The sequence below is a fragment of the Janthinobacterium rivuli genome (assembly GCF_029690045.1).
Classification (GTDB): domain Bacteria; phylum Pseudomonadota; class Gammaproteobacteria; order Burkholderiales; family Burkholderiaceae_D; genus Janthinobacterium; species Janthinobacterium rivuli.
In genome coordinates this window covers 346,234-370,076 of the sequence record NZ_CP121464.1, presented here as the reverse complement: position 1 = coordinate 370,076, position 23,843 = coordinate 346,234, and the positions used below count along the sequence as shown (strand labels likewise).

Genomic DNA, 23,843 nt, shown 5'->3' with positions numbered 1-23,843 from the left:
CACAGGCGAGACAGCCTAGTTGGGAATATCGACGACAGTCCCCGTCACGCCGATGACATTGCCAGGTGCCGGCGTTGCCGCAATCACCGGCACGTTGACATTCGTGATCAGGGTCGATGCATCGGCACGCGTCACCGTGCGCACTACCTGCGATGGCGGCAAGGATTGCTTGGCATGCAGGTGCGCATACATGGCATCTAACGCCCGGTTCAGGTACACGTGCAGCGGCACGATCAGGGTCGGCAAGGCGCTGCTGAAGGAATCGAAATGGTTGGCGTTCGTTACCTCGATATAGCGCAGCTTGCTATTGCTCCCCTCTACGGCAGCGTTCAGGCCCAGATAGGCGCGCGAAGCGTGATTGACGGGAATCAGGGTGTCGCTGCGGCCGTGCACGATGATGGCCGGCTTGCCGTTCAATTTGCCGGTGGCCGCGACCTCGGCCATGCCTGCCCGCACGCGCACGCTTTGCGCAGCCAATGTCCCCTGCAAGTTGGCGCCGCTGACGGTGTCGCGCCCCGTCGCCAGGCTGCGCAGGCACAGGAAGCCATCGAGCGACTGGTCCGCCAGGCTGTTTGACGGCGACACGCCGGCCGTGTACACCTTGGCGCCGCCCACGCTGTTCTCGTACATGACATTGCCAAGAATACCGTTTTGCGCGGCAAAGCTGGCCGCCTTTTGCGCGGAGGTAAACGCGATCGGATTGCCGCCGCCGTCCGTCTGCGCAAACGTGAAACCGCACACTTTATCGGTCACGGAGAATTTTCCATACGCATATGCATACGTGACGGCCACGAGGATGTTTGTGCCCGCGTGCGCTGCCTGCAGCGGATCGGAATCGACCAGCCAGCCATACGCGCGCAAGCGCTGCTTCGCGTCCGCCTGCTGCGCCGCCAGGTCGGCACCGTTCAATAGCCCCTTGGCCACGAGCGCCGTGCAGCGTCCCGCATTGCCGGCCACCGAGGCGATGCACGGTTGATACAGGGCCGCATAGGTGGCGTAGTCGAACAGCGCGCGGCCGGGATTGGCAACCGCCGCCCCGCCCTGGCGCACAGTGTAGGCGCTCGACGCCGCCGGCTGGATTTGCGGCTCGCTGACCGCCACGCCGCCGATCAAGCCCTTGCTATCCTGTTCCGCCGCCAGCAAGGCCGAGCCGGCGCCGTTGGAAATGCTCGAGGCAATCGTGATGGTGTTCTTTGGCGTCAGGCGCACGACGCGCGCACTGCCGTCGCGGGCCAGCACGCCGTAGCGCTCGTTCAACACGTAATACGCCATCTCGACGGCCTGCAAGGTGACCTTGCCCCAATCCTTTTCCGGATTTTGCTGCGAGTGCGCATGCTTGAAGGCGATGCGGTTCGGATTACTGCCCGCCCAGGCCAGCCGCTCGGCGTCGCTCAAGTCCGGCGCGAAGAGCGCGTTCTTGCCGGCGGCCACCCTGCCCGCGCGCAGGCCGTTCTGCAGGTTGACGCTGTCGTCCTCGAACACGTACAAGCCCGTGCCGGAACCCTTGTCCGCATACGCCACGGCACAGCCTTTTTTCAAGCCCCACTCGCCCGAGCTGCCGATGGCTCCGTAAATGCCGCGCGAGCCGCTCGACGTGCCCGTGACGATACACGCATGGTCGGGATCGAAGCTGGCCGGCACCTGCACCATCAAGGTGACGTTCTTCTTGCCCGTGCCATCGTCGGCATAGGCGATGTATTCGCTGCCCGCGACCAGGCCCTCGCCCGTGCCCACGTTCCCGGACGCATCCACGTTCGGTCCGTACAAAGTACCGTAGCCGCTGTTGGCGGCAATGTCGAGCACGGCGCGGTAATTGGCGTAGATGGCATTGCGGCGCAGTTCGAGCGGCGTCGGCTGTTCCACGTTCGCATACGCGGGAGTTGCTCCCGCCAGCCCCGTCTTGCCCAGGCCAGCCGTGAGTAAGTCGTTCGTCTTGCCGTCGTAGTCGGCCCGCGTGATCGTGCCCAGGTAGCCGGGCATCTGGTTCAGTTCTTCCGGCGCATGGTTGCTGCCGCAGGCTGCCAAGGCCAGCAAGGTGCACAGGCTTGCGCCAGTGCCTGCGCGCGTGATCGTCGTTTGCATGGTGGTACTCTCCGTTAAGGTAACAGTGGACGCACAATGAAAAACGCCGGACGATTCGTCCGGCGTTGCTTGAAAATCAGACCGCGGCTTTGGCTGGCCTGCCGCCGAAGCGCGCGATGGCTTCGCCGACAATGCCGCGCCGGAACATCAGCACGCAGATGACGAAGATCACGCCGGTCACCATGCCCACCGATTCGCCCAGGGTGCCGAACCACTCGATGCCCGTATGCGTGGCCAGATAGGTACCGACATCGCCCAGCTTGTTTTCCAGTGCGATGATCAAGACGGCGCCGAGGATGGGACCGGACAAGGTGCCCATGCCGCCGACCAATGTCATCAGCACGACCAGACCCGACATGCCCCAGTACACGTCGGTCAGCGTTTCAAAGCCCAGCACCAGGGTCTTGGTGGCGCCGGCCAGTGCGGCCAAGGAAGCGGACAGGACGATGGCCATCAGCTTGTACTTGTTGACGTCGTAGCCGAGCGAGATGGCGCGCGGTTCGTTTTCCTTGATCGCCTTGAGCACCTGGCCGAACGGCGAGTGGATGGTGCGCACGATCAGGGCGAAGCCGGCGACAAAGATGGCCAGCACGACGTAGTACAACACCGTGTCATTGCCCAGGTCTATCGTACCGAGCAAGGTTCCACGTGGAACACCCTGCAAGCCATCCTCGCCGCCCGTGAACGGCAGGCGCAAGGCCAGGAAGTACACCATCTGCGCCAGCGCCAGGGTGATCATCGTAAAGTAGATGCCCTGGCGGCGGATCGCCAGGCCGCCGATCACCAGGCCCAGCAAGGCGCCCGTGGCGACGCCGGCCAGCAAGCCCAGTTCCGTTGGCCAGCCCCAGGTGCGCAGCGCATAGCCGGTGACATAGCCGGCCCCGCCAAAAAACGCCGCATGGCCAAACGACAGCAAGCCCGTATAGCCGATCAGCAAGTTGAAAGCGCAGGCAAACAGGGCAAAGCACAGCAACTTCATCAGGAAGACGGGATAGCCGTAAAACGGGGCCGCCAACGCCAGCAGCAAGGCAATGGCGTAGCCTACATTCTTATTCATCGTGGTAGCTCCAATACATGACTGATGAGGATTACTTTTCTTTGCCGAACAGGCCGGCGGGACGCAGCAGCAGCACGATGACCATCACCACGAACACCACGGTGGCCGAGCCTTCCGGGTAGAACACGCGGGTCAGGCCCTCGATCACGCCCAGGCCCAGGCCCGTCAGGATGGAACCCATGATGGAACCCATGCCGCCGATCACCACCACGGCGAACACGACGATGATCAGGTTCGAGCCCATCAGCGGCGAGACCTGGATGATGGGCGCCGCCAGCACGCCGGCGAAACCGGCCAGCGCCACGCCGAAGCCGAACGTCAGGGTGACCATCAGCGGCACGTTGATGCCGAACGCTTCCACCAGTTTCGGGTTTTCCGTGCCGGCCCGCAGGTAGGCGCCGAGCTTGGTTTTTTCGATGACGAACCAGGTCGCCAGGCAGACGGTGAGCGAGGCGATCACCACCCAGGCGCGGTAGTTCGGCAGGATCATGAAACCGAGGTCCGTCGCGCCGGCCAGCGCTTCGGGCACGGCATACGGCTGGCCCGAGACGCCATAGAAGGAGCGAAACACGCCTTCCATGATCAGGGTGATGCCGAAGGTCAGCAGCAAGCCATACAGGTGGTCGAGTTTATACAGCCAGCGCAGCATGGTTTTTTCGATCAGGATGCCGACCAGACCGACGAGGATCGGGGCGATGACCAGCATGGCCCAGTAACTGATGTCGAAATAGCTGAGGCCCATCCAGGCCAGGAAGGCGCCCATCATGTACATGGCGCCGTGCGAGAAATTAATAACGTTAAGCAAGCCGAAGATGACGGCCAGACCGAGGGACAACATGGCATAGAACGAGCCGTTGACGAGACCCAGCAGCAGCTGGCTCATCATCGCTTGTATTGGAACGCCGAAAATTTCCATGGCATCACAGTATAAAAAGCACCGCCGGACAGCGGTGTGGTATCAAGGGAAACGCGCCGCCGCAAACGGGTGCGGCGGCGCAAGGCGTACCCTGCGGGCAAAGCGTGCAGGACGGAGCGCCCGCGCACAGGCGGGCGATCCGCAAGGATTGCTACAGCATTACTTCCACAGCGAACACTTCGATTCAGCCTTGGTCACATACGCCTGTGCACCGGGCACGGTGGCGACCACCTTGTAGTAATCCCATGGGTACTTCGACTCGGACGGTTTCTTCACTTCCATCAAATACATATCGTGCACCATGCGGCCATCGGGACGCACTTCGCCATTCTGGGTGAACATGTCGTTGATCTTGGTCTTTTTCAGGTAGGCCATGACCTTCTCGGTGTCATCCGTACCGATCGCCTTGACGGCTTTCAGGTAATTCGCCGCCGCCGAATAGTCGGCCGCCTGCAGCATCGACGGCTCTTTCTTCATCTTGGCGAAATAGCGTTTCGACCAGGCGCGCGTTTCAGGATTCAAGTCCCAGTACCAGCCATCCGTCAGGTACATGCCCTGCGTCAGGTTCAGGCCAAGCGAATGGATGTCATTGATGAAAATCAGCAAGCCGGCCAGTTTCATCGATTTCGTCAGGCCGAACTCGTTGGCCGCCTTGATGCTGTTGATGGCGTCGCCGCCGGCATTGGCCAGGCCGAGGATTTGCGGCTTGGACGATTGCGCCTGCAGCAGGAAGGAAGAGAAGTCCGAGGCGCCCAGCGGATGCTTGACGCTGCCCAGCACCTTGCCGCCGGCCGCCTTGACGACCTCGGCCGTGTCTTTTTCCAGCGAGTGGCCGAACGCATAATCTGCCGTCATGAAATACCAGTTCTTGCCGCCCTGCTTGACGATGGTGCCGCCCGTGCCGCGCGCCAGCGCCACCGTGTCATAGGCGTAATGCACGGTGTAAGGCGTGCACTCTTCATTCGTCAGGCGCGAGGAGCCGGCGCCGATGGCGATGAAGATTTTTTTCTTTTCCGCCGCGACCTTGGCCATGGCCAGGCTGGCGCCGGAATTGGTGCCGCCGATCAGCATGTCGACGCCCTGCTGGTCGAACCATTCGCGCGCTTTCGAGGCGGCGATGTCGGCCTTGTTTTGATGGTCGGCGGAAATGAATTCCACCTTCTTACCGGCCAGTACGACGCCAGCATCGGCGATCGCCATCTTGATGGCTTCCGCGCCGCCGAGGCCGTCGACGTCGGAATACACGCCCGACATGTCGGAAATAAAACCGATCTTGATGGTGTCGCCCGATACCTGGGCATGCGCGGCGGCGGACAAGCCCAATGCGCACAGGGTGGCGGTGGCAATGGCGATAGCGTTACGTTTCATAGTGTCTCCGTTGGGATTATTGTTTGCTATTCAGTCGATTGCTGGACGATGACGAGTACAACAGACTACATGGGGGCTACACGCCAAGCAGCTCGGTCAGTACCGGCATCTTGGCCTCCAGTTCGGATGCAGCAAAAGTCTCGACGATCTGACCGTGCTCCATCACATAAAACCGGTCCGCCAGCGGCGCGGCAAACCGGAAATTCTGTTCCACCATGACGATGGTGTAACCCTTCGCTTTCAGGGTGGTGATCATGCGCGCCAGCCCTTGCACGATGACGGGCGCCAGGCCTTCGGAAATTTCATCGAGCAGCAGCAAACGCGCGCCCGTGCGCAGGATGCGCGCCACGGCCAGCATCTGCTGTTCCCCGCCCGACAGGCGCGTGCCCTGGCTGTGGCGGCGTTCCTGCAAGTTCGGGAACATGGCGTAGATTTCCTCCACCGACATGCCCTTCTCGCCGCTGGCCAGGGTCGGCGGCAGCAGCAGGTTTTCCTCGGTCGACAGCGACGAGAAAATGCCGCGCTCTTCGGGACAATACCCGATGCCCAGGTGGGCGATTTTGTGCGTGGCCAAACCTATCGCTTCGACGCCGTTGACTTTGATGGAGCCCGTGCGTGCGCCCGTCAAGCCCATGATGGCGCGCAAGGTGGTGGTGCGGCCGGCGCCGTTGCGGCCCAGCAAAGTCACCACTTCGCCCTGCTCCACTTTCAGGTTCACGTCGTGCAGGATGTGCGACTCGCCATACCAGGTGTGCAGCTGTGCGATTTCCAGTGCGGGTGCCTTGTTGCTAACGGTCATCAATGTGCCCCTTCCAGTTCGGCGTGGGTGGTGCCCATGTACGCTTCCATCACTTGCGGATTGCGCGACACTTCCGCGTAACTGCCTTCGGCCAGCATGGCGCCGCGCTGCAGGACGGAAATCTTGTCGCAGATGCCGGAAACCACGCTCATATTGTGTTCCACCATCAAAATCGTGCGGCCAGCCGACACTTTTTTAATCAGCTCCGTCACGCGGTGCACGTCTTCGTGGCCCATGCCCTGCGTCGGTTCGTCGAGCAGCATCATTTCCGGTTCCATCGCCAGGGTGGTGGCAATTTCCAGCGCCCGCTTGCGCCCGTAGGGCATGTCGACCGTGATGGTATCGGCAAACTCCGTCAGGTCGACTTCGGCCAGCAAGGCCATGGCACGGTCGTTAAGCTGGTTCAATGCCCGTTCGCTTTGCCAAAAGTGGAACGAGGTACCGAGCTGGCGCTGCAAGCCGATGCGCACATTTTGCAGCACGGAGAGATGCGGGAAGACGGCGGAAATCTGGAAGGAACGGATCACGCCCATGCGCGCGATCTGAGCCGGTTTGGCGGCCGTGATATCTTTCCCATTGAACAGGATCTGTCCGGAAGTGGGGACCAGGAATTTGGTGAGCAAGTTAAAACACGTGGTCTTGCCGGCGCCGTTAGGACCGATCAAGGCGTGGATATGGCCCCGCTCTACCTTCAGGTTCACTTCGCTCACAGCGGTGAAACCCTTGAATTCCTTGGTCAAATTTCTTGTTTCCAAGATTACGTTTGACATCGTGTCTCCTAGTTGTACTTTTTGTACTACTTAGTCATTTTTATAATACACAACTTAAATTTAACGCACAATACAGTATAACTACGGGGATTTTTCGCCAGCCCGAATGGCGCAAACTCGCACGCTTGCCCGGCTATTTCCACGCCGCATGTATCATTTGCGCCGCTTTTTCCGCGATCATCACGGTGGGCGAATTCGTATTACCAGAAGTAATGTACGGCATGATCGAGGCATCGACGACGCGCAAACCAGCCACGCCGATCACGCGCAACTGGCTGTCGACCACGCTCGACGGATCGCTGGCCTGGCCCATGCGGCAAGTACCCACCGGGTGAAAGATGGTGGTGCCGATCTGGCTGGCCGCCTGCGCCAGCTCTTCTTGGCTCTGGAATTGCACGCCGGGCTTGTATTCTTCCGGAGAGAATTGTTTCAGGGCCGGCGCGGCGGCGATGGCCCGCGTCAGCCGCAAGGCGTCGGCCGCGACCTTGCGATCCTGCTCGGTACTCAGATAATTGGGCACGATCTTCGGCGCCGCGTAGCTGTCGGCAGACGCGATGTGGACGTGGCCGCGCGAAGTGGGACGCAGATTGCAAACGCTGGCAGTAAACGCGGGAAACGCGTGCAAGGGTTCGCCGAATTTGTCGAGCGACAGCGGTTGCACGTGATATTGCAGGTTCGGCGTGGCTTGCAGCGGATCGGACTTGGCGAACGCCCCCAGCTGCGACGGCGCCATCGACATGGGCCCGCTCTGGAACAGCGCATATTGCAAGCCGATCTGCATCTTGCCCAGCATATTGCCCGCCATGATGTTCAGGGTTTTCACGCCCTGCACCTTGTATACCATGCGCAGCTGCAGATGGTCCTGCAAATTGCCGCCCACGCCGGCGGCATCGACCACGGGAACAATCCCATGCTGCTGCAGCAAGGCGGCCGGGCCGATACCGGACAGTTGCAGCAATTGCGGTGAACCGATGGCGCCCGCCGTCAGCAGGGTTTCCCGTTTGGCCGTCGCCTGCCATTGCGTGCCGCCGCCCGTAAACACGATGCCCGTGCAACGCGGTCCCGACTCCGAAGCTTCAATCAATAAACGTTCCACGTGGCAGCCCGTCATGATGGTCAGATTCGGGCGGCGCGATGCCGGTTTCAAAAACGCTTTCGAGGTATTCCAGCGGATGCCGCGGCGCTGGTTGACGTCGAAATACGCGCTGCCGCTGTTGTCGCCGCCATTGAAATCGCTGGTTTTCGGAATGCCGACCTGCTGCGCCGCATCGCGGAAGGCGTTCAAAATATCCCACGACAGCCGCTGTTTTCCACTCTCCACTCACCACCGACGCCATGGTTTTCCGAGGCGCCGCCGTAGTAATCCTCGCTTTGCTTAAAGAGCGGCAAGACCTTGTCCCAGCGCCAGGAAGCGTCGTCCGTCAAGTCGGCCCAGTGGTCGTAATCGCCGGCCTGGCCGCGCATATAGATCATGCCGTTGATGGAAGAGCTGCCGCCCAGGACTTTTCCGCGTGGATAGATCAGGCTGCGCCCGCCCAGTCCCGCGTCCGCCTGGGTGGAATACAGCCAGTCCGTGCGGGGATTGCCGATGCAATGCAGATAGCCGACGGGGATGTGGATCCACACGTAATCGTCCTTGCCGCCCGCTTCCACGAGTAAAACGTTGGCGTCCTTGTCGCGCGTGAGCCGGTTGGCCAGCACGCAACCTGCCGTGCCGCCGCCCACGATGATGTAGTCGTATTCGCCTGCCGATTCCAATGAAGCTCCTTTCGGTATGCCATCAAGCTGTCGCGCGGCGTGTCTCCCCGCCGCGTTCCGCTACCAGAGTCTGTCTTTCTTCATGCATGCATGGCTGCTGAGCCGTCTTGAGATTACCACCAGTGCCGGGCCAGGGCGACATTAATCGTTGCCAGGGATACGGATAAGCGTCACGGCCAGGTAAAAGAGCACAAAACAAGGGGCTGCAAGCTGTGGATAACCGTATGGATATCCACAGGGACGATATGTGTGTAAACGAAAAATTTTTTCAGCGGCTTTTTTTTGTCCAGAAACCGTCCCAGGCAGATACAACCCTTACTCAGCGCTTATCCGTACGCCAAGCGATTGTTTACAAGGATAAATCGGCACTTATCCACAGAAGATGCACCCGTTAACTACTATTACTATTCTTGTATACGATCTTGTTAAGGTAAACCCGACAACGCACGCTTTGCCTGCTCTGCGTCTTCGGGAAGGTACGCAAGCCTGTCTTCAAAAAAAAAGCCGACGAGCTACCTTGGCTGACAAAAAAAAATCGCGCCAACAACTGAGCGACGAAAACCGACACGGCCGATATCACGCGCACTGCACTGCCAAACCGTTGTGCAAAATGGAAACGTCAACAGACCTGAGCAGGCACAGTGCCAGCAAGCGCTTCGATGTCGAAAAGAGGGGGAATTTACAACGATTGTGGATAAGTCACTTGATATCCACAGGATGACTTGTGCGTAAGCATGAAGTTATGCGCAGGCCCGCATTTTATACAATTTTGCTCCTCGCCTGATACAGCGATTATGCACGCTTTATTTTGCGCGTAAACGATTGATCCTGTTGAAAAAAAGCAACTTATCCACAGAAAAAAACGCGTTTACTATTACTACTATTTTTATATATGAATCTATTGTAAACCGACAAAAAAAGCGGAAGTCCGGGGATATTTCCAAAAAGCATGCAAAACCGTCAAAAAAAAAAGCCAACGGCGACGTCACGAGCCACTGCCAAACCGTCTTCCAGGAATCACCTCGATGCCAGCCTCGGTGAAAGAACAACGCTCGTGGCCGCTTACTGTTGATTGCCAGACCTGGGTCCATGCTGACGAAGCACGTCAAACATGCCACGACAGCAAGAAAATCCGTGATTTTTGCTTGCAGGTGTGGATAAGTGCCTGCATATCCACAGGATGAGATGTGGGAAAAGTCGATCTTTGTCCACAAGCCGATTTTTATCCCAAACAAGTCCTGCCTAGATACAATGCTTGTACGCCTACTTTTTTGTGCGCTAAGTTGATGATTTTTCGATGGTATACCGACTTATCAACAAAAAAATGGCCGTTTACTATCACTACTATTTTTATGTATACATCTTTATTTAAAACACAGAGACAAACGCGAACGGTGGAAAAGTCGCCGAAACGGCTGTTTTCACCATGTAAACCGTTTTGCAATCCCAAAAACCTGTAAAAACAGCATGAATTCACACAAAAATATGCGTTTAGGCATCATCAGTGCCTTGCACGAAGAACAGCAGGGGCTGGTAGAAGCCATGCAAGGCCCCCAGAGGCGTTCGCACGGCATGCGCGACTACACCCTGGGGACCCTGTGGAATATCGACGCTGTGTGCGTCCTGTCGCGTCTGGGCAAGGTTGCCGCTGCCATGACAGCTTCTATCCTTGTGGAAAAGTACGGAGTTACCCACATCGTCTTCACCGGCGTGGCCGGCAGTGGGGATAAACGCGTGAAAGTGGGCGATATCGTGGTGGCTGAAGCACTACTGCAGCACGATATGGACGCTCGCCCTTTGTTTCCCCGCTTTGAAGTGCCGTTGACGGGACTGCAGCGCTTTGCCACGGACCTGGAACTGAGCACGCAACTGGCTGGCGCCGCGGAAGATTTCCTGCGTGACGATGTGTCCAGCGTGCTCAAGGCGGCCGATATTGGGCAATTCGGTCTGCAACATGCACAAGTGCACCGCGGCCTGATCGCCAGCGGCGACCAGTTCATCAGCAGCGCCGCGCATGTGAACCAGCTCAAAGCTGATATCCCCGACCTGCTGGCCGTCGAAATGGAAGGCGCCGCCGTGGCGCAAGTGTGTTTTGAACTGGGCGTGCCGTTTACGGTCATGCGTACAATTTCGGACAACGCCAACGAAGAGGCGGCTGTCGACTTCATGCGTTTCGTGCAAACCGTCGCTTCGCCGTATGCATTGACGGTGATTCAGCAATTGTGCCAGCGCCTGGCTGGCTGATTTTTCATCCAGCGTGCATAAAAAAAGGGCAGAACCACTGGTTCTGCCCTTTTGCGTTGACTGCCTGCTTACATGTTAGACACTGAGCATCATCAAACTCGCGTTACCGCCTGCCGCCGTCGTATTCACGCACAGCGCCCGCTCAGCGACGAGGCGCCACAGGGGGATGACACCCTCCTGCGTGGTGGCGATGGTGGCCACCAGGGCCCCTTCCCGTGCCGCCAGCAGCGGTTTGAGCTGCGCATCGAGGCTAGGCTCGATCATGGCGATCTGGAAATCATGCTTGACCGACACCAGGCTGCTGACGACCTGGATGCGATCTTTCAGCGCCGCCGGCAAGTCGCCCGGGATCAGATCCGGCGTTTGCGCCAGTACCAGGGCCTGATTACCGGTGGCCAGCACGGCCGCCAGCTGGTTCATCAAGGTGCCGGACGTGGCGGCAGCGCACAGTATCGTGCCGCGCGCGGCAAAGCTCAGGGTATTGCGCTCGCCGGTCGGGCCTGGCAAGACGGTGGTGCTGCCCAGCAAGGTGGTGCGCGCATAGTCCTGCGCCAGCTGCTCGATCTTGTCGTGGCCGTGCATCTTGGCCCACACGGTCAGCGCATCGAGGGCCGGCGGCGCCTGGCGCTGGTGCTGCGCGCCGGCTGGCGCATTGCGCTGCAGGCGTTTCAGGTACAGGGGACCGCCCGCCTTGGGGCCGGTTCCCGATTTGCCTTCGCCGCCGAACGGCTGCACGCCGACGACGGCGCCGACGATGTTGCGGTTCACATAAATATTGCCCACATGCGCGCGCTTGGTGATGAAATCGATGGTTTCATCGATACGCGTATGGATGCCCAGGGTCAGGCCGTAACCGCTGTCGTTGATCGATTGCACCAGTTGCGGCAGTTCGGAGCGCTTGTAGCGGATCACGTGCAGCACGGGGCCGAAGACTTCCTGCGTCAATTGCGCCAGCGACTTGATTTCCAGCACGGTCGGGGCGACAAACGTGCCTTTGACGGTCGGCAAATCGAGCGAATAGTGATCGATGGCCATGGTTTTCATCTTGTTGATGTGCGCCAGCAAGTTACTTTGCGCTTCCGCATCGATGACGGGACCGATATCGGTCGCCAGACGGTCAGGATTACCGACGCGCAATTCCTGCATGGCGCCTTTCAGCATATGGATGGTCTTGTCGGCGATTTCCGTTTGCAGGAACAGCACGCGCAAGGCCGAGCAGCGCTGGCCGGCGCTGTCGAAAGCGGACGACATCACGTCCTGCACCACTTGTTCCGGCAAGGCGGACGAATCGACGATCAGGGCATTCTGGCCGCCCGTCTCCGCGATCAGCGGAATGTCGATGCCTTCGGCCACGGCGCGCGCGGACAAGTTGCGGTTGATCAATTGCGCCACTTCCGTCGAGCCCGTGAAAATCACGCCTTTTACGCGCGTGTCATTGCACAGGCCGGCGCCAACGACCTCGCCGCTGCCGGGAAGGAATTGCAGCGCGCCGCGCGGCACGCCCGCCGCATGCAGCAATTGCACGGCGCGGTGGGCGATCAGCGGCGTTTGCTCGGCCGGCTTGGCCAGCACCACGTTGCCGGCGGCCAGGGCGGCGGCCAGCTGGCCCGTAAAGATGGCCAGCGGGAAGTTCCACGGACTGATGCAGGTGACGGGACCGAGCGCCAGGGTGTTCGGCGCGTGTTCCACCTGCGCCGCGTAGTAGCGCAGGAAGTCGACGGCTTCGCGGATTTCCGCGATCGCGTTCGGCAGGGACTTGCCCGCTTCGCGCACGGCCAGGGCCATCAGCTCGATATGGTGCTCTTCGAACAGGTCGGCGGCGCGCAATAACGCTTGCGCGCGGATCGACGGCTCCGTCGTTTGCCAATCCATGGCGTAAGCGCTGGCGCTGGCCAGGGCCGTTTCCACGTCGGCCGGACCGGCTTCCATGACCTTGCCCACGACATCATCGTGCTGGGCCGGGTTGTGCAGCATGTGCGTGGGGCCATTCAGGCTGACGGCGCCATCGATCAGCGGCGCGGCCTGCCAGGTCTGCTGCTGCGCCAGGCCGGTGGCCAGGGTGCGCAAAGTGTCTTCATTCGACAGGTCCAGGCCGGCGGAGTTCTTGCGCTCGTTGCCAAACATGTCCAGCGGCAGCGGAATCGACGGGTGCGGCAAGCCGCCCTGCAGGCGCGCCTGCTCGAGCGGATCGCGGATCAGACTATCGATGGCCACGCTTTCGTCGACGATCTGGTTGACGAATGACGAGTTGGCGCCGTTTTCCAGCAGACGGCGCACCAGGTAGGCCAGCAGGGTTTCATGCGAACCGACGGGGGCGTAGATACGGCAGGGCTTGTCGAGGTTATCGCGTCCGACGACCTGGTCGTACAAGGTCTCGCCCATGCCGTGCAGGCACTGGAATTCGTAGTCGGTAATGCCGTCGCGTTTCGCCCAGGTATAAATGGTCGACAGGGTTTGCGCGTTGTGCGTGGCAAATTGTGGGTAGATATCCTTGCTGGCGGCCAGCAGTTTTTGCGCGCACACGAGGTAGGAGACGTCCGTGTAGACCTTGCGCGTGTAGACGGGATAGCCTTCCTGGCCGTCGACTTGCGCGCGTTTGACTTCCGCATCCCAATACGCGCCTTTTACCAGGCGCACCATGAACTTGCGGCCGCTGCGGCGCGCCAGGTCGATCAGGTAATCGATGGCGTACGGGCAGCGCTTTTGATACGCCTGCACCACGTAGCCGATGCCTTCGAAGCCGGCCAACTCTGCATCAAAGGCCAGTGCTTCCATCAGGTCGAGCGACAGTTCCAGGCGGTCCGTTTCTTCCGCATCGATGTTGAAGCCGATGTTGTACTGTTTGGCCAGCAACAGCAGCGCTTTGACTTTCGGCAGCAATTCTTCCATGACACGGGCGCGCTGGGCGCGGCTGTAGCGCGCGTGCAGGGCCGACAGTTTTACGGAAATGCCGGGGCCGTTCTTGATGCCGCGGCCGTTCGACGCCTTGCCGATGGCGTGGATCGCCGTTTCGTACGAGGCGTAGTAATTGGCCGCGTCCTGCTGCGTCAGGGCCGCCTCGCCCAGCATGTCGTACGAGTAGCGGTAGCCGCGCGTTTCATTCTCGCGGCTGTTCTTCAGCGCTTCCTCGATGGTTTGCCCCGTTACAAACTGGTTGCCCAGCATGCGCATGGCCAGGTCGACACCCTTGCGTATCAGCGGTTCGCCACCTTTGGCGATGAGCTTGGTCATGGCCGAACCGAGGCCCGATTCGCTGCTGGTACTGACCAGTTTGCCCGTGATCAGCAAGCCCCAGGTGGCCGCGTTGACGAACAGCGACGGCGATTCGCCCAGGTGTTTTTTCCAGTCACCCTTGCTGATTTTGTCGGCGATCAGGCGATCGGCCGTTTGACTGTCGGGTATACGCAACAGCGCTTCAGCCAGACACATCAATGCAACACCTTCTTCCGACGACAGTGAGAACTCGTGCATCAGTGCATCGACGCCGGAAGCGCGTGTGCGTTTTTGGCGCACGTTCGAGACCAGACGGTGCGCCAGCGCTTGCCCTTCGGCCGTCGTTTCGGTGCTGCTGGGGCGCACTTGTTGCAACAGCCACTGCACGGCGGAAACCTCATCGCGCCTATAGGCGGCGGTGATGGCGGCGCGTTGTGGTGTCGCTTCGGGCAGGATTTCTGCCTGGAACGCAGCAAAAGGAATCGGGGTAAAAGCCGAGGGGCCTGCAGGGTGCATAAGTGCTCTTTACAAGGAAAAGGGGACGAAAACTGACGTAATTCTTGCTCTTTTTTGGTGCAAAAAAATACAGAAAGTCGGACGTTAAGATGATTCGATTGTAAAGGGGATTCTTATGGATTAATTCTGGTAATACAGGGGACTAGCAATAGATAGTTTTTGATGCGACAATTTAACCAAATAATATTAATTTGGGGGTGATGGTAATGCTGGACAAGATCAGTAAGAAAATCTTGATGGAATTGCAGAGCGATGGACGCATCAGCAATGTGGAGCTGGCCGCGCGCGTCAACTTGTCGCCGGCGGCCTGCCTGGAGCGCGTGCGCAAGCTGCACGAATCCGGTTACATCATGGGCTATACGGCCCAGTTGAACCCGCAGCTGCTCGACGTGTCGCTGCTGGTGTTCATCGAAGTGGTGCTCGATCGCACGACACCGGAAGTGTTCGACGCCTTCAAGCATAGCGTACAAATCATTCCAGAGGTACTGGAATGTCATATGGTCGCCGGCGGTTTCGATTACCTGGTCAAGGCGCGGGTCAAGGATATGGCCGCCTACCGCGAATTCCTGGGCAAGACCTTGTTGCAGAAAGGTGTGCGGGAAACCCACACTTATGCCGTCATGGAAGAGGTCAAAAACACCACCAAATTGCCAATTAAGTGACCCTGGTGTAGCGGCCCCGTTTTTCTGATTGAGCTATCGGAACAAATGTTGTAGGGTAGAACTACAATTCTGCTATCCGGTAGCCGGCCTGAAAACACGCGCAGACGTTGTATTCAGGGTGCAAGGTGGGCAATCGTGCCCACCCGCATACGGCCACAGCACGTCCCTCCCGGGACGTGACGGGTTCGCGCAGCGGGGGACAAATGAAGCAGTTGCAGCATCAGCTGGTGCGTTTCTTTGTATTCACGATCCTGGCCATGGCCGTCGCCTGTTGCCTGGCCTATTTGCTGCTGTTGTCGGGCGGCGAGCATCCCTATCTGATTGCCTGCGTGGCCGCCGCCATCGGCGCCGCGCTGCTGGCGTTTGCCGGCCGCCCGCGTGGCGAACCGGGCTTGCACCAGTTCGCCGACACGGTGGGCAACGCCATCGATGCCATCATGATCGGCGCGGCGGAAACCTCGTATTTTGTCGATTCCGTCAAACAGAAGGTGGAACTCGACGTGCGCACGGCCAGCGACATCGCCGACAGCTCCGTACAAAATGCCGCGATGACGGAAAAGATCGCCGCCAATGCGGAACGGGCCGCCAAGGTGGCCGCCGGCGTGCGCGTGGAGAGCGTGGCGGCGCGCGCCGAAGTGGATCAAGGCTTGCGCCGCATCAATAGCGCCCGCGAAGAAGCGCAAGGCGCTTCCAGCAACATGCTGAGCTTGCAGGAAAAATCCAAACGCATCACGGGCTTTACGGAAGCCATTTCCGATATCTCCGCGCGTACCAACTTGCTGGCGCTGAACGCCGCCATCGAAGCGGCGCGCGCCGGCGAACACGGCCGCGGTTTTGCCGTGGTGGCCGGGGAAGTGCGGCAATTGGCGCAGCGCACCAAGGAAGCCTCCGATGAAATCAGCGTGATGGTGCGCGAAATCAATGAACAGGCGGAAAAAGCCGCGCGTGGCATGAGTTCTCTGGCGGCCGGTGTCACGGAAGCGGCGCGCAATGTGGAAAGCGTGCATGCCTCGCTCAGCCATATCGAGGAATCGTCGGGCGAGTCGGAAGACGAGATCGGGCAGATCGCCCGCGCCTCGCGCGAGCACGTCGACACGACGCAAGTGATCGCCGATGCCATCCTGCAAATCCGCGACAGCATGCTGTCGACGAATGCCGAATTGCCGCGCGCCACGCAGTCGGCCATGGCCCTGGCCGAGCGGGCCGAAGTGATCGCCGGCGCCCTCGGTGAATCGAGCGTGGCCACGCCGCACGACGAGATCCGCGAGGCGGCCCAGCGCGCCGCGCGCGAGGTGGGCAAATTGTTCGAGCAAGCGATCGCGTCGGGGCGCATCACGCGCGAAGCCCTGTTCGACCGCCACTACCGCCCCATCCCGAACACCAATCCGCCCAAGCACAACACGAAGTTCGACGCCTTTACGGACAAGGTGCTGCCCGATCTGCAGGAAGGCGTGCTGGCGGCATTACCCCACCTGGCCTACGCGGGCGCCGTCGACAACAATGGCTATTTTCCAACGCACAACAAGAAGTTTTCCCAGCCGCTGACGGGCGACTACGCCACCGACATGGTCAACAATCGCACCAAGCGCATCTTCAGCGACCGCACGGGCAAGCGCTGCGGCAGCAACACCAAGGCCTTCCTGTTGCAGACGTATAAACGCGACACGGGCGAAGTCATGCACGATTTGTCCGTGCCCATCCACGTCGATGGCAAGCACTGGGGCGGTTTCAGGATTGGTTACCGGTCCAGCAATCATGCATAGCAAAACGCCTGATGAGAGATCATCAGGCGTTTTTTCTTGTACAGGCGACGCCTATTCAATATGCGGTTTCGGTGCCACGCCGCCGCCGGCCGCCGTCGCCGTCCGTAATGTCGGCGTGTTCATGCTTTCCAGGTGATTACGCAGCCATTTGTGGGCGGGGCTGCGGGCGTCGCGCTCGTGCCACAGCATGTCCAGGTGGACGGCTGGCAAGGTCAATGGCAAATCCTTGTACAGCAGGGACTCCGTCATGCCCGTCGAGGCGATCAGATGGCGCGGCAAGACCGTGATCAGGTCGGAATTGGCGACCACTCTGCCTGCCGTGAAGAACTGGTTCACCGTCAGCAAAATGCGCCGTTCACGGTGAATCTGCGACAGCGCTTCGTCGATCAAGCCATGCGCGCGGCCGGAAAAACTCACCAATAAATGGTTCGCCGCGCAGTAGTTATCCAGGGTCAATTCCTTGTCGGCCAGCGGATGGCCACGCCGCATCACGCACACATACTTGCCGGAATACAGGCGTTCGTGGCGGATGGGCGAACCCGTTTCGCTCGACAATTGCGCCGCCACGCCGGGAAAAAAGCCCACGGCCAGGTCGATATCGCCGCGCAGCAGCATCGGGCGCGGTTCGCGCGTGGTCAGCGGCATCATGCGCACGTTGACGCCGGGCGCTTCCCGTTCGATCGAACGCATCAATGACGGCAGCCAGAACGCGGCCGTCGCATCGGCCATGGCCATGCGGAAGGTGGCGTGGGTTTTCGACACGTCGAAGGTTTCCGGCGTGACGGCCGCTTCCAGGCTGGCCAGGGCCGAGCGCACGGATGGCCACAGCGCTTCGGCACGGGGCGTGGGTTTCACGCCATACGCCGTGCGGATCAGCAATTCGTCACCGAGGCTCTCGCGCAGGCGTTTGATGGCGTTCGATACCGCCGGCTGCGTCATCGCCAGGTGGCCGGCTGCGCGCGTCAGGTTTTGTTCCGTCATGACGGCGTCGAAAACACGCAGCAAGTTCAGATCCAGCGTCAGAAAACTCATGGAAAGCCCAAGATAAAAGTTGAATTGATTACTTAAAATTGATTACTTAGGAGTGTAAACCGCGCCGGGCACGAATATTTTCACTCGTCAAAAAATATTACAGTTTTCCATTCACGATTCATATAATTGGTATCAAGAAATGGAATTAGATTTATATGTTGCACTGCACTATAGTACTGGCAAATTCTATAATGCACTGGAACACTATGTCTACCTTCGCCTCCGCCCTGTACGCAGTATCCGCACCCGTGCTGGAGATTTCCCTGCTGAACGCCCTGCAACTCGTGCTGGTGATCGTTGCCGTAGGCGCCTTCGCCCTGCTGTTCAAGCCTTTGCTGGTGGGCATTGTCCGCGCCATGATGCTGGTGGTGCGTCCCAAGCTGAGCCGCGAAGAACGTTTGGCGCGCCAGCAGATGCGCGAAGCGCAAGCCTTGCAGCGCACCTTGGGCAAGATGGATGGTGTGTCGCCAAGCAACGCCGCTGAATTGCGCGCCCTGTCGACCCGCGCATAAGCTCGCTGTTGCAGAAAGACAAGCCGGCGCGAGCCGGCTTTTTTTACGCCCGCGTTTTGCTTCAGGCCATGTCACCCAGCAAATGCGCGCGCAACACCGTGTCGGCCGGATGGGCGCCGATCCAGATTTTCAGCAGCGCATTGTAAAAAGCCAGGTCTGGCACCGTGTCGCCCACCTGCTTGCCGTTCAGCTTGCACAACGTTCCCTCTTCCGGCAGCCAGTCCACGGTGAGAATGTCGCCCTTTTTCAGGCCGGGCACCATTTCGAACATGGCGCCGAACTGCATCGTCTGGCTCAGCAGGCGCGTGCGGTCGGCCTGTTCGGAACTGCGCTTCAAGCCCTGCATGAAGGCTTGCCCAAGCTCGTCGGAAGTGATGTCGCGCAGCATGACGATTTCCAGGCGGCGCGGTCCGGGCAAGGCCAGGATGTCAGCCAGCTGGGTTTTCTTTTCAGGCAGGTATAGCGCGATCGTGTAGACCTTGAAGATGACCTTGTAGCGCACGCCGGCGCCGTTGAGTTTTAATTCGCGGCTGGCCAGCTGCACCGTGTCGTCCAGCTTGACGCCGCCGATCTCGACGGCCAGCGCCGGCTGTGCCAGGACGGCGCTCAGGCAGGCGGCCGCGAGGGAGCGGCCCAAACGGGATGTGCGTATTTGCATCTTCTACCTCCGTGGAAACCATGGGCTGTGGATAAGTCAGCACACAGTGTAGAACAGTTGGCAGAAGCTGGCGCCACGCAGAAGTGGCCTGGATGTGGCGCGGGAGAAAAGCTTAGGGCTTGGCGGGAAGTTCCGCCTGCAGGCGTTCGTACTTGGCCATCAATTGCTCCGGGCTTTCGCGCCAGGCGGGATTGAAGGGGATACAGCTGACGGGGCACACTTGCTGGCATTGCGGCTCGTCAAAGTGGCCCACGCATTCGGTGCACTTGTTGGGATCGATTTCGTAGATTTCCGCGCCCATGTAGATCGCGTCATTCGGGCACTCAGGCTCGCAAATGTCGCAATTGATGCATTCGTCGGTGATCAGTAATGCCATGATTTCACTCTTACTTATTGCGATGAAGCAGCGTTGGCGGCAATCTTGTTTTGCAGCCAGCGGTTCACCGAGGGGAAGACAAACTTGGAGACGTCGCCGCCCAGCGCCGCGATTTCGCGCACGATGGTGCCCGAAATGAACTGGTACTGGTCGGATGGCGTCAGGAACATGGTTTCGACATCGGGCAGCAGGTAGCGGTTCATGCCCGCCATCTGGAATTCGTACTCGAAATCGGAAACGGCGCGCAAGCCGCGCACGATGACCCGCGCCTCATGCTTGCGCACGAAATCCTTGAGCAGGCCGGAAAAGCTTTCCACTTGCACGTTCGGGTAATGGCCAAGTACTTCGTTGGCGATTTCCAGGCGTTCGTCGAGCGAGAAAAACGGTTGCTTGTTCTTGCTGTCGGCGACACCGACGATCAGCTTGTCAAACAGACCCGATGCGCGGCGCACCAAATCTTCATGACCGCGCGTGAGCGGATCGAATGTTCCTGGATAAACGGCTACAACCATTGCGGCTCCCTGACGATGCACCAATATAGACGCGCATTATGCCTGAAATTGGTGACCACCTTGGTGCAGTGCCTCTGGCCAGGGAGCTTTTTTGCCTCATTTATAGGCAGATTCAGGCAGTTGCCGGCACTTTGTTGTAAGTTAGCAAATGATAATAAACGGTGCCCGCCTTGTCGGCGCGGATGACTTCCCATGGCGCCATCCATTCCGGTTTTTCCAGCTCGCTATTCTCGTCAAAGACCAGCGGCAAGCCCGATTCCGCGTACACCATGCCGCCTTCCTTGAGCAGGTTGGCGCACAAGGGCAACACTTTTGCGAGGAAATCCTGCTGGTAGGGCGGATCGAGGAAGATCAGGTCGAAGCGCTGGCCGCGCGCTGCCAGGCCTTGCGCCGTCAGCAGGGCGTCGCCGCGCAGCAGTTGCACATTGTCGGCGCGCAATTTCGTCTTGTTTTCTTCCAGCTGGCGGATCACGGGCGTGTGCGTGTCGACCATGGTGACGGAGTCTGCGCCGCGGCTGGCCGCTTCAAAACCGAGCGCGCCGCTGCCGGCGAACAGGTCCAGCACCTGGGCGTTGGACCAGTCGCCGTCACGCAAGTGATTGATCCAGTTAAATACGGTTTCGCGCACGCGGTCCGGTGTCGGGCGCAGTCCCAGTGCCTGCAAAACAGGCAGCACGGAGCGCTTCCACTGGCCGCCGATGATGCGCACCTGGTTCGGTGGCGGTGCGTGGTGGACGGGGACTTTGGCGGGTTTTCTAATCTTCTTTTGCATGGGGATTTCTTCAATTCGGTGGCGGCCACTATAGCATATGGCCCCCTCCCCCCTGCTGGCGCTGCCTCTCTATTTGGCTTGCGTGGCCAGGGAATTGAAATCGTCGATCCAGCCCTGCATGCGCTTGACGGCGTGGGTCTTTTGCGCCGGCGTGGCGCTCTTGATCACCGTCATGACCATCTGCGCCGTGCTGCTTTCGTAGGCATCGAAGAAGGCCTTGCGCTCGGAATGCTCGAGGCGCTCAAAACTGTCCTTGATCAGGGTTGTGATCAAGCCCACGGTCGCTTCCTTGCCGAGTTTTTCCTGGTGAACTTTCTTGACCAGGTTCAACACATTCTGCTGGCGCCGCATGCGTTCGTCGAGCCAGATCTCATTGTTCAGCGGACGCGCGTCGGACGCCTTGCGGATGAGGGCTTCCTGCTCGCTGCTGAAGCTGCCGAACCACAGTTCGAATTGCTCCATGGCTTTCTTGTAGCGCAGCTTTTGGCGCTTCTCCTGATCGCCGCTCAGGTATTTCTTGCGGTAATCCTCATTGTTCGACTTGAACTTCTTTTCCATCTGCGCAATCTGCTCGGGCTTGAGCGAGCGCGCCAGGTCGGCCAGTTCGGGCGCCGCCTTCAGCAACAGCGCCTGGGTGCGCTGCTTGATCTCGCTGTAGTCGGCCATCAGGTCCGCCTGCGTGATATTGCCTTGCAACTGCTTCTGGCCCGTGTGCAGGATTTCCACGTAATCCTTCAATTGCGTCTTGCGGTGCCAGTCGAACAGTTTGTCGATATCGTCGCGCACCCAGCCCTTCTGGTCGCGGTCCAGGTCGACATACGCGTTCAGCCACCAGTACAGCACGGTATCGCCATTGTTGTAGGCCAGGCGCAAGCCGCTGCAGCCGGCGACGAAGACCAGCAGTAAGGCCAGCACGGCATAAGTAAAGCGGCTGGAAGGCGTGGAAGACGGGGCCTGCGTGTTAAACTTTTTCATATTCTTAACTTATAAAAGACGGTCTATGAACGTTGTCATTCTCGCTGCCGGTATGGGCAAACGCATGCAGTCGGCACTGCCCAAGGTATTGCACCCGTTGGCGGGCAAGCCGCTGTTGTCGCACGTCATCGACACGGCGCGCGGCCTGGCGCCGTCCCGATTATGCGTGATTTACGGGCATGGGGGCGCAGCGGTGCTGACGTTGCTCGACGGCTACAAGGTGAACCATGCCGTGCAGATCGACGCCGCCGAGCAGGCGCAGCAACTGGGCACCGGTCATGCCGTGCAACAAGCGCTGCCTTTGCTCGATGACAGCGTGCCGACCCTGATCTTGTACGGCGACGTGCCGCTGACCAGCGCCGCTTCCCTGCAGCAGCTGGTGCAGGCGGCTGGCAACGACAAGCTGGCCATCCTGACCGTGGAACAGGACGATCCCTTTGGCTTGGGCCGCATCGTGCGCGAGCATGGCGCCATCGTGCGCATCGTCGAGGAAAAAGATGCCACGCCTGAAGAGCGCGCCATCAAGGAAATCAACAGCGGCATCATGGTCGCGCCTACCGTGCAGCTCAAGCAATGGCTGTCGGCCTTGTCGAATGACAATGCGCAAGGGGAATACTATCTGACCGATATCGTTGCCCAGGCCGTCGCCGACGGCGTGGCCGTCACCTCGGCCCACCCGGCCGCCGTGTGGGAAGTGGCGGGCGTCAACAGCAAAGTGCAGCTGGCCCAGCTGGAACGCATCCACCAGAACAATATCGCGCAAGCCTTGCTCGAGCGGGGCGTGACCCTGCTGGATCCTGCCCGCATCGACGTGCGCGGCGAACTCATTTGCGGCCGCGATGTCACCATCGACGTCGGCTGCGTGTTCGAAGGCCGTGTCGAACTGGGCGACGGCGTGCGCGTGGGCGCCAACAACGTGATCATCAACGCCACGGTGGCCGCTGGCGCGCACATCAAGCCCTTCTGCCATATCGAGGACGCCATCGTCGGCGCCGCCTCCATCATTGGCCCTTACGCGCGCCTGCGCCCGGGCACGGTCCTGGCGGAAGACGTGCACATCGGTAACTTCGTCGAAGTGAAAAACAGCCAGATCGCCGCGCACAGCAAGGCCAACCACCTGGCCTACATCGGCGACGCCACCATCGGCTCGAAGGTCAACATCGGCGCCGGCACGATCACTTGTAATTACGATGGCGTGAACAAGTTCCGCACGGTGATTGAAGACGATGCCTTCATTGGCAGCGACAGCCAGCTGATCGCGCCCGTCACCGTCGGCAAGGGCGCCACCCTGGGCGCCGGCACGACCTTGTCGAAAGATGCGCCGGCCGGCAAGCTGACGGTCTCGCGCGCGCGCCAGGTGACCATCGACGGCTGGACGCGTCCTGTGAAAATCAAGAAATAAGCGCACCGCCCTCGGTTCGCATGACGCCGTCAGCCTGTCCGGGCTGGCGGCGTTTTTTTACGCCTGTGGATAATCCTGTGGAGAGTTGGCTGGCAACCCGGGATAAGTCGCGCCATTTTTCTCATCCTCTATTTCCTCGACAGTATCGTGTGTGGATAAACATGTGAACAAGCATGCTTACAAGTGATGGATAAGCCCGGTATAAGCTGCGTATAAACGGCAAAAAACCTGTGGAAAAGACGGGATAAGTTATCTGACCCAGCTTACCGCTCCAGCGTGCAAGCCAGTCTGCGCAGAGTGCAAAAACATTCCCCTATTTTTGCTTGCCTGGATTGTGGATAAACTTGTGCATAATCTGCTGGCAAGCCATGAATAACTTATAAGTCATTGTATTGTAAGTATATTTGTGGCCTATTCATACAGGCTGCCTGTGGGTAAGGCTGTGCAAAAGCCTGT

General features: G+C 59.6%; 18 protein-coding genes and 1 pseudogene. 5 read left to right on the top strand and 14 right to left on the bottom strand.

Annotation, left to right across the window (positions count from 1 at the left end; translation table 11 throughout):
• Nucleotides 1-15: 15 nt before the first annotated feature.
• The 7 genes and pseudogenes from P9875_RS01570 to P9875_RS01540 all read right to left on the bottom strand — a co-directional run bounded on the left by P9875_RS01570 (nucleotide 16) and on the right by P9875_RS01540 (nucleotide 8,750).
• Nucleotides 16-2,082: a 3-hydroxybutyrate oligomer hydrolase family protein gene (locus P9875_RS01570; protein ID WP_278317425.1), complete on the bottom strand. Its 2,067-nt coding sequence runs from the start codon at nucleotides 2,080-2,082 to the stop codon at nucleotides 16-18.
• Between the two features lie 76 nt (nucleotides 2,083-2,158).
• Entirely contained in the window at nucleotides 2,159-3,139 is a 981-nt protein-coding gene (locus P9875_RS01565) for a branched-chain amino acid ABC transporter permease (protein ID WP_035823444.1), read from the bottom strand.
• A 31-nt stretch (nucleotides 3,140-3,170) separates the two neighbouring features.
• Nucleotides 3,171-4,055 (bottom strand): branched-chain amino acid ABC transporter permease, encoded by an 885-nt coding sequence (locus P9875_RS01560; protein WP_034783850.1) that lies wholly within the window; start codon nucleotides 4,053-4,055, stop codon nucleotides 3,171-3,173.
• 159 nt (nucleotides 4,056-4,214) lie between these two features.
• A complete protein-coding gene (locus tag P9875_RS01555) occupies nucleotides 4,215-5,423 on the bottom strand; it encodes an ABC transporter substrate-binding protein (protein ID WP_176387850.1) in 1,209 nt (402 codons plus the stop codon).
• A 76-nt stretch (nucleotides 5,424-5,499) separates the two neighbouring features.
• A complete protein-coding gene (locus P9875_RS01550; protein ID WP_035823439.1) occupies nucleotides 5,500-6,222 on the bottom strand; it encodes an ABC transporter ATP-binding protein in 723 nt (240 codons plus the stop codon).
• On the bottom strand, nucleotides 6,222-6,992 hold the full coding sequence (locus P9875_RS01545; RefSeq protein ID WP_035823437.1) for an ABC transporter ATP-binding protein: 771 nt from the start codon (nucleotides 6,990-6,992) through the stop codon (nucleotides 6,222-6,224). The genes P9875_RS01550 and P9875_RS01545 overlap by 1 nt, the downstream gene beginning before the upstream one ends.
• 133 nt (nucleotides 6,993-7,125) lie before the next feature.
• Nucleotides 7,126-8,750, bottom strand: a pseudogene (locus P9875_RS01540) (GMC family oxidoreductase).
• A 1,467-nt stretch (nucleotides 8,751-10,217) separates the two neighbouring features.
• On the opposite strand from P9875_RS01540, the gene P9875_RS01535 reads away from it, so the two are divergent.
• Nucleotides 10,218-10,994, top strand: coding sequence for a 5'-methylthioadenosine/adenosylhomocysteine nucleosidase (locus P9875_RS01535; protein ID WP_278317424.1), 777 nt, complete (start codon nucleotides 10,218-10,220; stop codon nucleotides 10,992-10,994).
• 75 nt (nucleotides 10,995-11,069) lie between these two features.
• Here P9875_RS01535 and putA read toward each other — a convergent pair whose 3' ends face one another.
• Nucleotides 11,070-14,723 carry a trifunctional transcriptional regulator/proline dehydrogenase/L-glutamate gamma-semialdehyde dehydrogenase gene (gene putA, locus P9875_RS01530; RefSeq protein WP_278317423.1) on the bottom strand — a complete coding sequence of 1,218 codons (3,654 nt, stop codon included), beginning with the start codon at nucleotides 14,721-14,723 and terminating at the stop codon, nucleotides 11,070-11,072.
• Nucleotides 14,724-14,929: 206 nt separating this feature from the next.
• Between putA and P9875_RS01525 the strand changes: the two genes are divergently transcribed.
• Nucleotides 14,930-15,385: an Lrp/AsnC ligand binding domain-containing protein gene (locus P9875_RS01525; RefSeq protein WP_010393827.1), complete on the top strand. Its 456-nt coding sequence runs from the start codon at nucleotides 14,930-14,932 to the stop codon at nucleotides 15,383-15,385.
• A gap of 203 nt (nucleotides 15,386-15,588) precedes the next feature.
• Nucleotides 15,589-17,148, top strand: coding sequence for a methyl-accepting chemotaxis protein (locus P9875_RS01520; protein WP_099403843.1), 1,560 nt, complete (start codon nucleotides 15,589-15,591; stop codon nucleotides 17,146-17,148).
• A gap of 51 nt (nucleotides 17,149-17,199) precedes the next feature.
• On the opposite strand, the gene P9875_RS01515 is transcribed toward P9875_RS01520, so the two are convergent.
• Nucleotides 17,200-18,180, bottom strand: coding sequence for a LysR family transcriptional regulator (locus tag P9875_RS01515; RefSeq protein ID WP_034752642.1), 981 nt, complete (start codon nucleotides 18,178-18,180; stop codon nucleotides 17,200-17,202).
• Nucleotides 18,181-18,386: 206 nt separating this feature from the next.
• Between P9875_RS01515 and P9875_RS01510 the strand changes: the two genes are divergently transcribed.
• Nucleotides 18,387-18,692, top strand: coding sequence for a hypothetical protein (locus P9875_RS01510; RefSeq protein ID WP_278317422.1), 306 nt, complete (start codon nucleotides 18,387-18,389; stop codon nucleotides 18,690-18,692).
• Nucleotides 18,693-18,753: 61 nt separating this feature from the next.
• On the opposite strand, the gene P9875_RS01505 is transcribed toward P9875_RS01510, so the two are convergent.
• The 5 genes from P9875_RS01505 to P9875_RS01485 form a co-directional block, all read right to left on the bottom strand.
• Nucleotides 18,754-19,350, bottom strand: coding sequence for a chalcone isomerase family protein (locus P9875_RS01505; protein WP_176387846.1), 597 nt, complete (start codon nucleotides 19,348-19,350; stop codon nucleotides 18,754-18,756).
• Nucleotides 19,351-19,462: 112 nt separating this feature from the next.
• Nucleotides 19,463-19,726: a YfhL family 4Fe-4S dicluster ferredoxin gene (locus P9875_RS01500; protein WP_070303217.1), complete on the bottom strand. Its 264-nt coding sequence runs from the start codon at nucleotides 19,724-19,726 to the stop codon at nucleotides 19,463-19,465.
• 14 nt (nucleotides 19,727-19,740) lie between these two features.
• The gene (gene coaD, locus P9875_RS01495) at nucleotides 19,741-20,238 is read right to left on the bottom strand and encodes a pantetheine-phosphate adenylyltransferase (RefSeq protein ID WP_034752633.1); all 498 of its coding nucleotides are present in this window, start codon (nucleotides 20,236-20,238) and stop codon (nucleotides 19,741-19,743) included.
• Nucleotides 20,239-20,350: 112 nt separating this feature from the next.
• Nucleotides 20,351-21,010, bottom strand: a complete 660-nt coding sequence (rsmD, locus tag P9875_RS01490; RefSeq protein WP_278317421.1) for a 16S rRNA (guanine(966)-N(2))-methyltransferase RsmD — start codon at nucleotides 21,008-21,010, stop codon at nucleotides 20,351-20,353.
• Nucleotides 21,011-21,079: 69 nt separating this feature from the next.
• Complete coding sequence (locus P9875_RS01485) at nucleotides 21,080-21,985, bottom strand: DUF6279 family lipoprotein (RefSeq protein ID WP_278317420.1); 906 nt, start codon at nucleotides 21,983-21,985, stop codon at nucleotides 21,080-21,082.
• Nucleotides 21,986-22,010: 25 nt separating this feature from the next.
• Here P9875_RS01485 and glmU point away from each other — a divergent pair, with 25 nt between their 5' ends.
• Entirely contained in the window at nucleotides 22,011-23,387 is a 1,377-nt protein-coding gene (gene glmU / locus P9875_RS01480) for a bifunctional UDP-N-acetylglucosamine diphosphorylase/glucosamine-1-phosphate N-acetyltransferase GlmU (RefSeq protein ID WP_099403845.1), read from the top strand.
• The last annotated feature ends 456 nt before the right edge of the window (nucleotides 23,388-23,843 follow it).